Origin of the sequence: Apibacter sp. B2912, from assembly GCF_009827835.1 — a bacterium.
Classification (GTDB): domain Bacteria; phylum Bacteroidota; class Bacteroidia; order Flavobacteriales; family Weeksellaceae; genus Apibacter.
In genome coordinates, this window is record NZ_WINV01000002.1 from 334,424 (window position 1) to 349,490 (window position 15,067).

Below are 15,067 nucleotides of genomic sequence, written 5' to 3' on the forward strand. Positions count from 1 at the left end.
ATACTATTTTATATGAAAAACTATTATTCTTTTCCTAAAAAAATTTCAATGGGTACTAGATTTAAAAGTTCTTTTCTATGTGAAGCCAAAAAAGAGTATTCCAATTGTGGAATATCTTCATTTGATATTGAATCAATAACAGGAGGTAAAACTTCTTGGGTCGGAATTTTTTTGACTACTCCTAATCCATGATCGGTATCTAAAACACTTACTGTTAATTCAGGATGATTTTTTCTAAGAAAAACGATCGTTTTCCATACATCGCCGTTCCAAATATTTTTCCAACTTTTATGAGATGAAAATTTAATTCTTGCATCTTCAATATTACTCGCAGGAAAGGCTGCAATTTTATCCTGAGGATTGCAATCATGTAAGATTATAATTCCTTGATCAGACAAATACTTAAGCGAATTTAGCGTATCTTTGAGAGATTGACTGAAAGTGTGTAACCCATCGATAAAGGTTAGATTTATCGGATTATTTTTAAGAAATTTATGATGCATGTCAAAGAAACGATCACTGGTCATCTCAAAATATTTGTTTTTAAAATTATGCGGATTTTTAACTAAATATCTAATTTTTTTGATAAAGCTAAAATTAAAATAAGGATCCACTGCAATTCTTTGTTTTGCTCCTTTGATATTAAAAAAACATTTTCCTCTGTTTACACCGATTTCCAAATAGTTTTTAACATTATTTACTTTTATTAAATAATTTAAAACATCAACTCTAGTAATCATAAGGTTTCTACTATTTTATTATTTATATATTTGTAATAGGTTTTATATCATGTAAATGTACAACATTGTAAGTGTAATTGTTACATATAATGGGGAAAAATGGATAAAAAAATGTTTGGATTCTTTATTGGCATCTAGCATACATACAGATATTTACCTTATAGACAATGGATCGACCGATAGCACTTTAAAAATTGTCGAAAATTATCCCGCTGTAACTTATATGGAAAGTGGACATAATATAGGGTTTGGACAAGCTAACAATATCCTTTTAAAAAAATTATATAAAGAAAAAAACTATACCCATTATTTTCTCATTAATCAAGATGCTTGGGTAGACAAAAATTGTCTACAATATTTAGCTGATGTTTACATTAAAAATCCAAAGTATGGTATACTAAGTCCCATACATTATAATCATGATTTCTCTGAAATGGATTTTAATTTTAAGGAATATTTAGCGAAAAGTAAAAAGAAAAATCAATTTATTTTAGAAACTAATTTCGTTAATGCCGCTTTTTGGTTAATTAGTAAAAAATGTTTGGAAAAGACGGGTGTTTTTAATCCTTATTTCACCCATTACGGAGAAGATAAAAATTACTGTAATCGAGTCATTTATTCCGGATTAAAAATAGGAATTGTTACCACGGCTAAAGCCAATCATGATAGGAGTAAAACGACAGATTTTAGTAAAATACAAAGATTATCAAAAATAAAATTGGATTGTATACTTTTAAATCCAAATAATAATCTTTACAAAGCATATTTTGAAGCTTTTATTAATGTTTGGGGAATACCTAAGTATTATTTTAAAATGTTATCTATTAAAAATACTTCCGTATTATTTTATAAATTAGGGATTCACTATATACATTTGCTTTTCTCTAAAAAGATCCGATTGAATCGTAAACAACAAAAGGAAAACTTATTTAGCATATATTAAATGGGAATAGTAGCACGTCAAGGGATAAAATACAGTCTAATTAGTTATCTAAGTTTTTTACTGGGTACATTTTCAACCATTTTTATCTATCCTTCCAATCCTGAATTTTTGGGTAAATTAAGGTTCATTCAGCCATCTGCTGAACTGATCTGTCCCTTCATCCTTTTTGGACTTAGTTATGCAAACATAAAATTCCATCAAAAACTTAAAGCAAAAAATCAACAGGTCGACTTTCTTTATGCTTCAATTAAGTTTGTGTGTCTCAATTTTATTTTTATCTCATTAGTATATTGGATAATCACTCGAGTGATTCCAAGTATTCAAGAATCTGATTCCTGGAAAATGAAACAGTATGTTTTGCCGGTCGCTTTGTCTCTTGCGTTAACTCAATTACTTTCAAAATATATCTCTAATTTAAAAAGAATAACAGTTCCCGGAATTTTTGAAAATTTTTTTCCTAAACTGGGAGCTCTTACGGCTTTTATCTCCTGTGTGTATATAGGAATATCACAAAAAAATGCTCTATATATATTCGTATTATTTTTTGTGATTGCTATGATTGGGCTGGTATATTATTTTGTAAAATTAAACAAAGATCATAAGAGCGGATCATTAGATATATTGAAAGATAAAAATTTTAGACTTAACTTATTAAATTTCTGTATATTTTCAGTTCTTGGAAGTATTGGAAATAGATTGGCTCTACAAATTGACAACCTGATGATTCCCGAACTGTTGGATTTTAAACAAAACGGGATCTATTCTATTTTAACGTCTATTGTGGGTTTTCTTACCGTTCCTTTGATGGGTATTTTCACCATATCTGGTCCTATAATTGTTGAAAAGCTGGAAAATAATAAATTAGATGAACTAAATGATTTCTATAAAAAAGTATCCAAATTTTTATTCTTATTTGGTACGGTCTTGTTGTCTTGTATTTTAGTCGGAATAGACTATCTATTCTTATTCATGAAAAACGGAAAAGAATTATCGGATGCAAAAGTTATTATTTACATTCTAGGAGCAGCCACCTTATTTGATTTGGCAACCGGTTTTAACAGTAATATTATTTCTTATTCAAAGTATTTTAGATTTAATATTTATGCAATGCTGTTTTTAGCGATTTTTACAATTATTTCAAATATTATTTTTATTTCATATTTCAAATTAGGTATCGAAGGTATTGCTTTAGCAACGGCCCTATCTTTAACATTGTTTAATTTAATAAAATTAGGCTTTAATTACCGTAAGTTCGGCATACAACCGTTTTCAAAAGAGTATACGTATATAATAGTAACCGGAATAATGGGTGTTTTACTTGTAAATTATATACCCGATTTTTCCAATAATTTATTTAATTTAATTACTAAGCCCCTACTCATTTTATGCATATTTTTCGTTGCCAATAGTGTATTTAAATTTATTCCGATAAAAGAAATACTATCCTCAAATATTAAATCTTTTTTGACGGGTAAAAAATAAAATATATAATTTTTTCAATAATAATAATTAATTTTTAATGAGTTGATAGATAATTGTTGTATTTAATGTATTTTTGTTAGGTAATTTCAATACATGAAACTTTTCTATACTTATTTTTTACTTTTATTTACCATAATCATCTTTTCTCAAGATAGAAAACAAATTAAAGGAAAAGTATATATTCTTGATAAGTATCATGAAATGGTTTCCGGTATTTATGTTAAAAATCTTTCAACCAATTACACTACGTTAACCGATATAACCGGTAAATTTTCCATTCCTGCACTTATTGGAGATGCCATTACTTTTCAATCATTCAATATCGAAAAAAGAACTATTTTGGTTACGCAAGACATGTTTGATCATTTGCAAATGAAAATTCAATTAGATCTTAAAGAAAAGCAATTAGAGGATATTTATGTTACTCCTTTTAAAACTTTTGGAAGCCTTGAATTGGATGTCAAACGAATTCCAATGATGAATAAAACCAACGAGATTTTAAAAAAATTAGGCAGTTTAAATCCATCACAAAAAATGGATGGAAGTACGGATGTTGATTCCGAAGCTGCAAAGTTATCTTCCATGAAATTTGGTATTGAAGGTATTTTGGATTTTATATCCGGAGAGGGTAAACGTAAAGAGCGTTTATCAATTTTTGAAGAACAGTCAACCATAATCAAAAATGTTAGAGACTATTTTGGAGATCCTTACTTTGAGGAAATAGGTTTGAAAAAAAATGAAATCAATGATTTTATATTATATGCTTATTTAAATCATAATTTAAAGTTTTATTACGATCATAATAATTACTTCCAGATTTTAAATATTTTCGATAAAAATATTCTTCTCTACAAATCAAGAAAAAACAACGAGAAAAAGATTACACCTAAAATTGGCAAGCCTTATTTTCCTCAATAATGTAACCTTTATCTATCTATTTGTATAAATAATTTTTAAACTCTATTTTTATAGGGATAAAGACATCAATTGGTATGTACAAAAAAATATATAAGCTCCTTACTACTTTATTTAAACCCTCAACCATTTATAAATATTTTTTTAATATTTCTCCTCTTTACATTAGAACAACAGGAAATATCAAATATGTTTCAGATGATGTACATAAAATAATAGTCGAAATTCCTCTTACGTACAAAAACCGAAACTATTCGGGAACTATGTTTGGCGGAAGCATACTTTCAGCTACGGATCCTATCTATATGTTGCAGCTCATACATATTCTGGGAACTAATTATATCGTTTGGGATAAATCTGCTTATGTTGATTACATAAGGCCGATTAATAAAAAAGCCATAGCTGTATTTGAATTTCAAAAAGAAGAAATAGAAAAGATAAAAGAAATGGTTAAAAATGATAAAGAAATAGTTATCAAAAAGCAAATGAACATTACTAATTCAGAAGGTCAAATTTATTGTTATTTAGAGAAAAAAATCTATATAGCAGACAGTCAGTTTTATAAAGCAAAATTAAAAAGTAAAACTCACTGATAAATAAGTATAAATAAAAAGAATCAGCTTGGTAATTAAACTGATTCTATATAATTATAGTATAGAGTAAAGACGATCAATTAATGAGCATCTTTAAAAGCTTTCAATTTTTTGGTCAATTCCGGTACAACTTCGAATAAATCACCAACTATACCATAATCGGCCGTTTTAAAAAAAGGTGCTTGAAGATCGTTGTTTATAACGACTATGGTTTTACTTTTAGTAATCCCGGCAACATGTTGAACAGCTCCCGAAATACCGATTGCTATATATAGTTTAGGAGAAATAGTTTTCCCTGTTTGTCCTACATGTTCAGCATGAGGTCTCCATCCTAAATCGGCTACCGGTTTAGTACAAGCTGTAGCTGCTCCAAGTACATTTGCTAAATCTTCAATTATTCCCCAGTTTTCCGGTCCTTTCATTCCTCTACCCGCTCCAACTACCAATTCAGCCACTTTAACATCTAATTTCCCTGTAGCTACTTCTTGTTGTTTTACTTGATATGTTGGATCTGCAATGGTAGTTACCGTAATTTTTTCTTCTATACCGGAAACGGGATTTTCTTTTGCTCCCACAGAATTAACGGAAAGGGTTAAAACTATAGTAGGTTCTTGAGTTTCAACGACAGCAATTCCTTTTCCTGAAAAAACAGATCTTTTAACTTTAAACGGTGTTACGGACAGCGGCCTCGAAATGACTTGTGTAATATAAGCCGCAGATTTTTCTTTGACAATATAAGGAGCTATAGAAACACTTTCATTAGTATGTGCAAAAAGAATATAGTTACCGTCAATTATTTTAGATAAAACCGAAGCATACACTTTTGGATTAAAAGATTGCAAAGATTCATCTTGAATATTTATAACTTTAGTTGCTCCAAATTTGTATAATTGTTCTGAAGAATCCTCAGAATTTATAGTTAGTGCCGTTACTGAATCTCCAATTTCATATGCCAAAATTTTAGCGTATGTTATTAATTCGTAGGCCTCTTTTTTATATTTTCCTTTAGAGTTTTCTATATATGCGTAAATCATTTATTTCAACGTTTGTATTACAAAATTGATTGTAAGTTTATACTTAAATTACTTTCGCTTCTTCATGAAGCAAGCGAACCAATTCATCTAAGTTATTTTTATCTACATAAACCACTTGAGATCTTGTCTTTGGCTTTTCAAATTCTGCAATGGTAACCTTATTTCCGGAAAATTTAGGTTCAACAACCGTAAAGGGTTTATTTTTAGCAGTCATAATACCTCTTATATTAGGAATTTTTAATTGATTTTCAGGAACAAAACCTTCTTGACCTGCTAAAACAGCAGGTAATTCAATTGAAATTGTTTCTTTTCCATTATCTATTTCCCGTACCACCTGTATGGTTTTTCCTTCAACTTCCAAACCGGTAACGGCATTAACAAATGGGTAATCTAATTCAGCGGCAACTAAACCCGGAACCAACCCTCCGTTATAATCAATCGATTCTTTACCTAAAAGTATTAAATCATAAGCTCCCTCTTTTGCTACTGCTGCAATTTCTTTAGCCACTAATTCACTATCCGTAGGTCGAATATTAACCCGAATGGCATTATTAGCACCGATTGCCAAGGCCTTACGCATTACGGGTTCAACAGTAGTATCTCCAATCGTAACAATGGTTACTTCAGCTCCCTGTTTTTCTTGAAAATATAATGCTTTGCTTAGGCAATATTCATCTTGAGGATTAATAATATATTGAATTCCATGGGTATCGAATTCTTTTTGATCATTCGTAAAATTAATTTTGGATGTAGTATCCGGTACGCTACTAATAGCTACTAATATTTTCATCAACGTATTTTTTCCTGTAACTAAATTAAGTAAAAATAATAAAGTATTTTTATTTATTTACTTCTTTTACTAAGAAATTAAAGTAAATAAAATAAAAAAATATAAGAATGTTTATATAATTTAGACAATTTGTGAAGAAAGCCCTTTTTTCAATAATGCTTGATGGATCGGAGTTAGTTTTTCTAAATATCCGGTTTTAACTTCACATTTTCCTTTATAATGAACTAAAAAAGTACATTGTTGGGCTTGTTCTAAAGTATGTTCACATATCTCTATTAAGCAATCGATGACATAGTCAAATGTATTAAAATCATCGTTATGCAAAACAATTACATGAGGAGCAGCTTCTTTTACCAACGTATCAACACTCTCCTGCTCTTTCCAATGGGGTTGATTATTGTAAATCATATTTTGTTTAATAATATTGAAATCCAATTATTTTTACTTAATTTCTGAACAAATTTTAAGCCATTCCCGTTAGCTTCTGCAATAATGTCATCAAAATCATGTTCAAAGATACCACTTACCAATACGTATCCATTAGGACGCAGATTTTCAACGTATTTTGACATATCTTTTAATAAAATATTTTTATTGATATTGGCTAAAATTATATCAAATGAGTGATTTCCTAATAAATCGGCATCTCCCAATTTAATATCTATATCTACTTCATTTTTTTTAGAATTTTCCAGAGCATTACCGTAAGACCATTCATCAATATCTATTGCTTCAACATAATGGGCTCCCCTCTTTTTTGCAAAAATTGCCAACACTCCGGTTCCGCTGCCCATATCTAAAACATCTTTACCTTCAAAATTCATTGTCAACATTGCATGAAGCATGTTATAAGTGGTTTCATGATGCCCCGTACCAAAAGACATCTTCGGATCAATTTTAATAGAAAAAGGAAGATCGTTTCTGACAGGATGAAAATCTGCATGTAAATAAATTTGATCTTCAATGACTACCGGTGGAAAATTTTTTTCCCATTCTTCATTCCAATTGATATCGGGAGATAATTTTTTTTCGTAAGATATTTCAACTTCAGGAGAAGACATAATAGGTAATTCCTTAATTAATTGATCATCTTCTTCTTCAACCTTAATATAAGTTAAAAAACCCTGTTCGGTTTCAACAAAACTTTCAAAAGGCAACTCTGATAAAAACGCGATTAAAATGTCTCTCCAAGGTTCTAATGGTTTTACGTTGAAATGGTATTCTGTATATTTCATGGAATCATTTAAGTATCGCAAATTTAAAAAATTAATAGCTTATTTTCTTAAGGAACTATAAAATTCATCCACGTTATATATTATAGCTACGCTTTGTTAATGGTTGATAATCTATAGCTGAAAATCACTATCCAATTATTGAAAATTATTTTCTTTGAGAAGATTTTTTGGAATCAAACAAATAAAATTATTTTTTTACTTTTACTTTATATTTTTTGAAATTTCAATGTCACGATTCATCAATTTGCTGGTTTTACTACTATCTATCAACATTTCATTGGGACAACAATTGGTTTTACAAGATAGTATTAAAATTGAAGTTCCCGAATCGTTTAATTTTCAACAAGCAGATATCTTCAATTCATTATATTTCGTTTCTCAAAAGGATAACACATTATTAAAATACGATCTAACTTCACAAAAAACATTTATACTTAAAAATTTTAATACATCCAAAAAACTGTTTATCGTAAATCCTTTATTTTTAGTAACTTTTGATAAGATGAACCAAGTTCTTGAATTTTATGACGATAAGCTGATCAATACTCAGGATAATGTTTCTATTTTAACCGATCAAATTATAAATCCTGACTTAATTTATGTTCAAGATAACCATTCTTTATTATATTTTGATGAGTTGAACTCTCAAAGCTTTATTCAATACGATTACAGATCAAAAAATACAATACTTTTTTCAAATACTTTGTCTAAAGAACTTTCAGATAATTTTGTTTTAAAGGATATCTACAGTTTTAAACAATCAAAATTTCTTCTTTTAAAAAGTAATAATGAATCCAACGAAGCTTATCAATACAAAATTTATAAGCAAAATAATCAAAATGTTTATACTTATGTAATACCCGAAATGGAAAACTATGGATGGATGGAACAAAATTTTTATTGGATACATAAAGGTTATTTATATATCTATGATTTTGAAAACAAACCCGTTCAAATACCCTTGCCGAATTTAGGTGAAAAATATTATATTTTAAATAAACATTTATTTCTATGGAAATCTAAGGTTATGTACCTTTACACATTAGAAACTAAAAAATAAATTTATTAAGAATGCATATTGCTATAACCGGAAATATCGGCGCAGGAAAAACTACATTAACTAAATTATTATCAAATAATTACAATTGGATTGCACAATTTGAAGACACCGAACAAAATCCATATCTAGACGATTTTTATTACGATATGGCAAAATGGTCATTTAATTTGCAAATCTATTTCTTAAGTTCTCGTTTTAAACAAATAAAAGAAATTAGAGAAAATAAGAAAAATACAATCCAGGATAGAACTATATATGAAGATGTATATATTTTTGCTTCAAATCTTCATGAAATGGGATTGATGCAAACTCGAGATTATGACAATTATTTGAATCTATTTAATTTAATGAAAGAGTATATCCAAGCTCCGGATCTTCTGATCTATCTTCGCGCCACCGTTCCTACTTTAGTAAATCAAATTCAAAAAAGAGGAAGAGAATACGAAACGTCCATTAGCATTGATTATCTTCAAAGATTAAATGAAAAATATGAAGAGTGGATTTCAAATTATACTGAAGGAAAATTATTGATCATCGATGTTGATAATATGGATTTTGTTGACAATAAGGAAGATTTAGGAAAAATTATTGATAAAGTAGAGGCTAATATTCACGGTTTATTTTAAAAGAATTCCGTCTTTATACGATTAAAATTATACTCTCTAAAATTTTAAAAAAATAGTAAATAATTTTAATAAATTATTTACTATTTATAGTCTATAGGGTGAATAATTGTACTATTTATCCAACTAAATTTAGTTAGCAACTTCGCTAATAAATTTAATTCTCATTATTCGTAATTCATCTTCTGAATAATCTTCTCCAAATTCATCCAACAAGACGGACATTTTATCACTTTCAGACTCCATCAAAAAATCTATAATTTCGTCTTGTTGCTCTTCATCCAATAATTCATCTACATAGTAACCAATGTTTAGTTTAGTTCCTTGATAAACAATACTTTCCATTTCATTAAGTAAATCATTGATTGTTAAATCTTTTGCTTTTGCAATATCTTCAAAATCCAATTTCCTATCCGTACTTTGAATTATGAATACTTTATGGGACGATTTATTGGCTACTTGCTTAATGACTAAATCATCAGGACGTTCAATTTCATTTTCTTCAACATATTTGGCAATATATTCAACGAAATCTTTTCCAAATTTCTTTGCTTTACCCTCTCCTACACCAAACACATTGGAAAGTTCTGAAAGGGTGGTCGGATAATGTAAAGCCATATCTTCCAAGCTTGGATCTTGAAAAACAGCAAACGGAGGAATTGCATTTTTCTTGGCAACTCTTTTTCTGATATCTTTTAAATCATCAAATAATTTTTTATCTAATGCATTGCTACCCGCCGCTTGAGGGGTGACGATCGGAGTTTCCATTTCCTTTTCAAAATCAACATCCTCGGCTATTAAAATTTCTTTGGGATCATTAATAAATGTTTTGCCTAATTCTGATAATTTTAATAGTCCGTAAGTTTCTATATCTTTAGTAAGAAAATTATGGACAATGGCCTGTCTGATGATGGATTTCCAAAAATTATCCGATTTATTTTTACCAAAACCAAAATAATCTTCAAATCCCAACTTATAGGATTTGGTAATGGCTGTTTCTTTTCCAACAGCTACATTAACCAGATCTTTTAATTTTAATTTTTCTTTCGTTTTTTCAACTACGGTAAGGATTTGTTTCATTTCTTCCGCAACATTTACCGTTGTTTTCGGATTCATGGAATTATCATCCATTTTTGCTCCCAAGCCATTTTTTTCGTCAAAATCTTCTCCAAAATAATGAAGTAAATATTTTCGTCTGGACATGGATGTTTCCGCATAACCTACCACTTCTTGTAAAAGTTGTAAGCCTACTTCTCTTTCGGAAACAGGCTTTGAAGCTAAAAACTTTTCTAATTTCTCAACGTCTTTATAATCGTAGAAAGCAAGACAATAACCTTCTCCTCCATCCCTACCGGCTCTTCCGGTTTCTTGATAATAACTTTCTAAACTTTTGGGTATATCATAATGAATCACAAAACGCACATCCGGCTTATCAATACCCATTCCGAAAGCTATGGTTGCACAAATTACATCCGTTTCCTCCATTAAGAATTTGTCTTGATGGGCTGCTCTGGATTTACTGTCTAATCCGGCGTGATAAGGTAAAGCGTTTATACCATTGACTTTTAATAATTCAGCTAGTTCTTCTACCTTTTTTCTGCTTAAACAATAGATAATTCCGGATTTACCCGGATTGTCTTTTATATATTTTATAATTTGTTTTTCAGGATTTATTTTAGGTCTGATTTCATAATATAAATTCGGCCTGTTAAAAGAAGATTTGAAAATTTTAGCATCCGTCATTCCTAAGGTCTTTTGGATATCATCCTGAACCTTTGGCGTTGCTGTAGCCGTTAGGGCTATTATAGGTGTTTTACCGATTTTTTCAATTATGAATCGTAAATTTCTGTATTCAGGACGAAAATCATGCCCCCATTCAGAAATACAATGCGCTTCATCAATCGCAAAAAATGATAATTTTATAGTTTTTAAGAACTCTATATATTCTTCTTTAGTTAAAGATTCGGGAGCTACATAAAGCAATTTGGTTGTCCCGGATAGTATATCATCTTTAACTCTTTTTATTTCTGTTTTATTTAATGAAGAATTAAGGACATGTGCTATTCCTTCACTTGAGGATATACCTCTGACAGCGTCAACCTGATTTTTCATTAAGGCTATTAAGGGAGAGACAACAATCGCTGTACCCTCTAATAATAAGGCAGGTAACTGGTAACACAAGGACTTTCCGCCACCTGTAGGCATCAATACAAATACATCGTTGCCGCTCAACAAATTCGTAATTACTTCTTCTTGCGGCCCCTTAAATGAATTAAAACCAAAAAATTTTTTTAATAATTTAGGCAAGTCTTTTTCCAAAGATTTCATTCTTAAACTTTAGTTTTTTATTAAATTTGCTGTTTATTAAATTAAATATACAACAAATTTCTTAAACAAAAAAAATTATTTATTTTGGATGATCAAATGATTTTAAAAGCAGGCAAAGATACTATTTTATTTGAAACAACCGAATTACAATCCTTATATAATCGTTTAGATGATGATTTTGTTAAAGCGGTACGTTATATACTTGATTCTAAGGGTAAACTTGTTTTATGCGGAGTCGGAAAAAGTGCACATATAGCCAATAAATTAGTAGCCACCTTTAATTCTACCGGAACACCATCACAATTTTTACACGCTGCCGAGGCAAAGCATGGCGATTTAGGTATTATTTCAAAAAATGATGTGGTCATCTGCATTTCTAACAGCGGTACTTCCTCAGAAATTCAAGAAGTAGCTCCTTTTCTTAAAGAATATTCTTCAGTATTAATAGCCATGACCTCTAATAAAAATTGCTTATTGGCAGAACTTGCTGACGTGGTTTTAGATACTCAAGTGGAAAAAGAAGCCGATCCTAATAATCTGGCACCCACCACTTCCACTATAGTACAATTAGCTATGGGGGATGCTCTTGCAGTCGCCTTACTTCAGGCTAAAAATTTCACTTCTACCGATTTTGCAAAATATCATCCGGGAGGAGCTTTAGGTAAAAAACTGCTTCTAAAAGTGGAACAATTGGTAAAACCTGACCGAAAACCTGAAGTTCAATTATCTGCTCATCTTAAAGAAATTATCAATTCCTTAACGTATTCATCTTATGGTATCACTGTCGTTATTGAGGATCATAAGGTTAAAGGAGTAATTACCGATGGAGATGTAAGAAGGACGTTAGCTAAAGATGTGGATTACAATCAAATTACAGCTAAAGATATAATGTCTGTTACACCTAAAACCATTCAAAAAAATGAATTAGCCAGTGTTGCTTTTGAAGAGCTTAAAAATAATCAAATAGGTCAATTAGTTGTACTTGATGGAGAAAATTATGTAGGTATTATAGACCTGCATACTCTATTGGATAATGGATTTAAATAATTTTATTTAAATTAGTATCTTTTTTAACTAAAAAAATTCAATGGCTCAAAAAAAAGAGAATGATAATGCGAATATGCCGTTTCTTGCTCATATTGGCGTTTTAAGAAAGCATATTTTACGATCTTTAGTGGCTATATGTTTAGGGGCATGTTTCGTTGGATATAAAATTCATTTTGTAATGGATCATATTATATTCGGTCCGATTCATAAGAATTTTTTGACTTTTAAACTTATGAATTTTTTCGGTCGGATCTTTGGTTCTAGTGATGTATTTGATATGCCCGATGAATTTCCCATCCAAGTGCGTAAAATTTTTGAGCAATTAAATACAGCCTTTTATGTATCTATAGTAGGAGGTTTTATTTTAGTGTTTCCTTATGTTATTTATGAATTATGGAAATTTATTTCTCCCGGACTAAAACCAAATGAAAAGAAAAATTCTTTGACTTTTTTCATATCAACTTATTTTCTCTTTATTCTCGGATGTTGTTTCGGCTATTTTTTTGTTACTCCTCTGACAATGCACTTTGGATATTTTTTTAATATTTCTGAAACCATTAAAGTTAACATTGATCTGTCCAGTTATATAAGAATTTTATTACAAACCGTATTAGGAATGGGCTTGATTTTTTTATTGCCTGTTATTGTATATGTTCTTACCAGTATCGGTATTTTAACTCCAAATTTCTTAAAAAAATACAGAAGACATGCCTTGGTTATTATTTTAATAATTGCCGGATTTATCACCCCCGGTGATATTCCTTCAATGCTCGTTGCCTCTTGTCCTTTATATTTATTATATGAAGCCAGTATATTGGTTTCTTCCTTGGTTTACAAAAGAAATAAAAGTGAAGCTTCTTAATTACGCAATATTGTAAGCATTTGAGATTCTAATAATCTAAAAATCACTTAAAATACTTTTAACTTCCTCTAAATAATAATTGCCGAATAAAATAGAATGAACCAGCAAAGGGTATAATTGGGTAAAGGGTATACGTTCTTCCCATCCTTTTTCTAATGGGTATTTAGAATTGTAACCTTCATAAAAATCGACGGAAAATCCTCCAAACAGGCGGGTCATGCCCAAATCCATTTCTCTATGTCCATAATAAACGGCCGGATCTAAAACCACCGGATCACCGGTATCTGAAATTATGAAGTTGCCACTCCACAAATCTCCATGGACTAGTGAAGGAGTTTCTTTAGGAAAAATATCATCAATTTGTTGATAAAAATTTTCTGCCGCTCGTACTTCTTGATTAGTTAGAGCATTCATATCAGTCAATTTTTTTATTAAGGGTTGTAAATGATATTGAGCATAGAATTCACCCCATGTAGACGCTTTAGTATTTTTTTGAGGTAAACGTCCCACATAATTATCGCTACTGAATCCAAAAAACGGTTGAGGAATTTTATGCATCGAAGCAAGAGATTTACCAAAATTTTCCCATATTTCTTCATTAGCTTGACCCTTGGAAATTAATTCGAGAATTAAATATTGCTCATTGCCACTATCATCTATTTTAATAATCTTAGGGGTTCTTAATGTATGGGTTTCCTCTATAGATTTTAGTCCTTTTGCTTCCTCTTTGAGCATTCCGGGAAATTCTTTTGTACTATTGGTTTTCATAAAAAAATTTCCCTCCTCAGATTGTAAAACGTATGACTTATTTGTGTCTCCGCCCGAAATAGGCTTATAACTAGTTATCTTAATCGGTAAACGTTTAAATATATTTTGTAGATTCATGTTTGATTTTTTATAATTTAAAATAATGTTTATTAATAATATCAAAAAATATACAAAATTGTATTACTATTTTATAATATTCTAACATACTAATATATCAATATAAAAAACAAATAAAACTATAAAATAATTGGATACATGCAACAATTAATTCTTAACTAATTTTAATTGTTATATCAATTTCTATGTAAATATTGATTTTTATCGATATATTAATTATAAATAGCTAATTATTAATTTTATTATAATAAAAAATTACTAATTTTGAAGAAACTAATTTTATACTCTTTTACATTTATTTTTCCTTAAAATCTGAACACTTTTAGTCAACCCTAAAATTTTAAGAATTCATGAAAAAAAAGATTATTCTATTAGCACTATTTTTAATAACCTCATTAAATCTTTATACTTCTTGTAATAAAAAGGATTCATCACATAAAATTGATCCTTTATCTGCAGCCGCTTCTATGACAAAAGAAGATATTCAAAAATCCAAAGAGGAAGAGATTGCTAATCTTCCTTAAAATACT

At 29.5% G+C, this 15,067-nt stretch carries 16 protein-coding genes; 9 read left to right on the forward strand and 7 right to left on the reverse strand.

Annotation, left to right across the window (positions count from 1 at the left end):
• Positions 1-23: 23 nt before the first annotated feature.
• Positions 24-740, reverse strand: a complete 717-nt coding sequence (locus GFV01_RS04775) for a class I SAM-dependent methyltransferase (protein ID WP_160565229.1) — start codon at positions 738-740, stop codon at positions 24-26.
• Between the two features lie 55 nt (positions 741-795).
• Here GFV01_RS04775 and GFV01_RS04780 point away from each other — a divergent pair, with 55 nt between their 5' ends.
• The 4 genes from GFV01_RS04780 to GFV01_RS04795 all read left to right on the forward strand — a co-directional run bounded on the left by GFV01_RS04780 (position 796) and on the right by GFV01_RS04795 (position 4,673).
• Positions 796-1,683: a glycosyltransferase gene (locus tag GFV01_RS04780; protein ID WP_160565231.1), complete on the forward strand. Its 888-nt coding sequence runs from the start codon at positions 796-798 to the stop codon at positions 1,681-1,683.
• Positions 1,684-3,165 (forward strand): lipopolysaccharide biosynthesis protein, encoded by a 1,482-nt coding sequence (locus GFV01_RS04785; protein WP_160565233.1) that lies wholly within the window; start codon positions 1,684-1,686, stop codon positions 3,163-3,165.
• A gap of 93 nt (positions 3,166-3,258) precedes the next feature.
• Positions 3,259-4,083, forward strand: coding sequence for a hypothetical protein (locus GFV01_RS04790; RefSeq protein ID WP_160565235.1), 825 nt, complete (start codon positions 3,259-3,261; stop codon positions 4,081-4,083).
• A gap of 74 nt (positions 4,084-4,157) precedes the next feature.
• Positions 4,158-4,673: a PaaI family thioesterase gene (locus GFV01_RS04795; RefSeq protein ID WP_160542157.1), complete on the forward strand. Its 516-nt coding sequence runs from the start codon at positions 4,158-4,160 to the stop codon at positions 4,671-4,673.
• An 80-nt stretch (positions 4,674-4,753) separates the two neighbouring features.
• Here GFV01_RS04795 and GFV01_RS04800 read toward each other — a convergent pair whose 3' ends face one another.
• From GFV01_RS04800 to prmA, 4 genes are all read right to left on the reverse strand, one after another.
• Positions 4,754-5,707, reverse strand: a complete 954-nt coding sequence (locus GFV01_RS04800) for an electron transfer flavoprotein subunit alpha/FixB family protein (protein WP_160565237.1) — start codon at positions 5,705-5,707, stop codon at positions 4,754-4,756.
• Positions 5,708-5,750: 43 nt separating this feature from the next.
• Complete coding sequence (locus GFV01_RS04805) at positions 5,751-6,497, reverse strand: electron transfer flavoprotein subunit beta/FixA family protein (protein ID WP_160565239.1); 747 nt, start codon at positions 6,495-6,497, stop codon at positions 5,751-5,753.
• Between the two features lie 120 nt (positions 6,498-6,617).
• Positions 6,618-6,905: an ATP-dependent Clp protease adaptor ClpS gene (locus GFV01_RS04810; RefSeq protein WP_160565241.1), complete on the reverse strand. Its 288-nt coding sequence runs from the start codon at positions 6,903-6,905 to the stop codon at positions 6,618-6,620.
• Positions 6,902-7,732: a 50S ribosomal protein L11 methyltransferase gene (prmA, locus tag GFV01_RS04815; RefSeq protein WP_160565243.1), complete on the reverse strand. Its 831-nt coding sequence runs from the start codon at positions 7,730-7,732 to the stop codon at positions 6,902-6,904. The genes GFV01_RS04810 and prmA overlap by 4 nt, the downstream gene beginning before the upstream one ends.
• A 226-nt stretch (positions 7,733-7,958) precedes the next feature.
• On the opposite strand from prmA, the gene GFV01_RS04820 reads away from it, so the two are divergent.
• Together GFV01_RS04820 and GFV01_RS04825 are read left to right on the forward strand one after the other, a co-directional pair.
• On the forward strand, positions 7,959-8,792 hold the full coding sequence (locus tag GFV01_RS04820; protein ID WP_160565245.1) for a hypothetical protein: 834 nt from the start codon (positions 7,959-7,961) through the stop codon (positions 8,790-8,792).
• 11 nt (positions 8,793-8,803) lie between these two features.
• The gene (locus GFV01_RS04825) at positions 8,804-9,418 is read left to right on the forward strand and encodes a deoxynucleoside kinase (protein WP_105297521.1); all 615 of its coding nucleotides are present in this window, start codon (positions 8,804-8,806) and stop codon (positions 9,416-9,418) included.
• A 129-nt stretch (positions 9,419-9,547) separates the two neighbouring features.
• Here the strand turns inward: GFV01_RS04825 and recQ are convergent, their stop codons facing one another.
• A complete protein-coding gene (gene recQ, locus GFV01_RS04830) occupies positions 9,548-11,743 on the reverse strand; it encodes a DNA helicase RecQ (RefSeq protein WP_160542162.1) in 2,196 nt (731 codons plus the stop codon).
• An 84-nt stretch (positions 11,744-11,827) separates the two neighbouring features.
• On the opposite strand from recQ, the gene GFV01_RS04835 reads away from it, so the two are divergent.
• A complete protein-coding gene (locus GFV01_RS04835; RefSeq protein WP_370513726.1) occupies positions 11,828-12,790 on the forward strand; it encodes an SIS domain-containing protein in 963 nt (320 codons plus the stop codon).
• 40 nt (positions 12,791-12,830) lie between these two features.
• Positions 12,831-13,652, forward strand: coding sequence for a twin-arginine translocase subunit TatC (tatC, locus tag GFV01_RS04840; protein WP_160542164.1), 822 nt, complete (start codon positions 12,831-12,833; stop codon positions 13,650-13,652).
• A 36-nt stretch (positions 13,653-13,688) separates the two neighbouring features.
• Here tatC and GFV01_RS04845 read toward each other — a convergent pair whose 3' ends face one another.
• On the reverse strand, positions 13,689-14,537 hold the full coding sequence (locus tag GFV01_RS04845; protein WP_160565247.1) for a fructosamine kinase family protein: 849 nt from the start codon (positions 14,535-14,537) through the stop codon (positions 13,689-13,691).
• A 350-nt stretch (positions 14,538-14,887) separates the two neighbouring features.
• Here GFV01_RS04845 and GFV01_RS10145 point away from each other — a divergent pair, with 350 nt between their 5' ends.
• Positions 14,888-15,061, forward strand: a complete 174-nt coding sequence (locus GFV01_RS10145; RefSeq protein ID WP_255448943.1) for a hypothetical protein — start codon at positions 14,888-14,890, stop codon at positions 15,059-15,061.
• Positions 15,062-15,067: the final 6 nt, after the last annotated feature.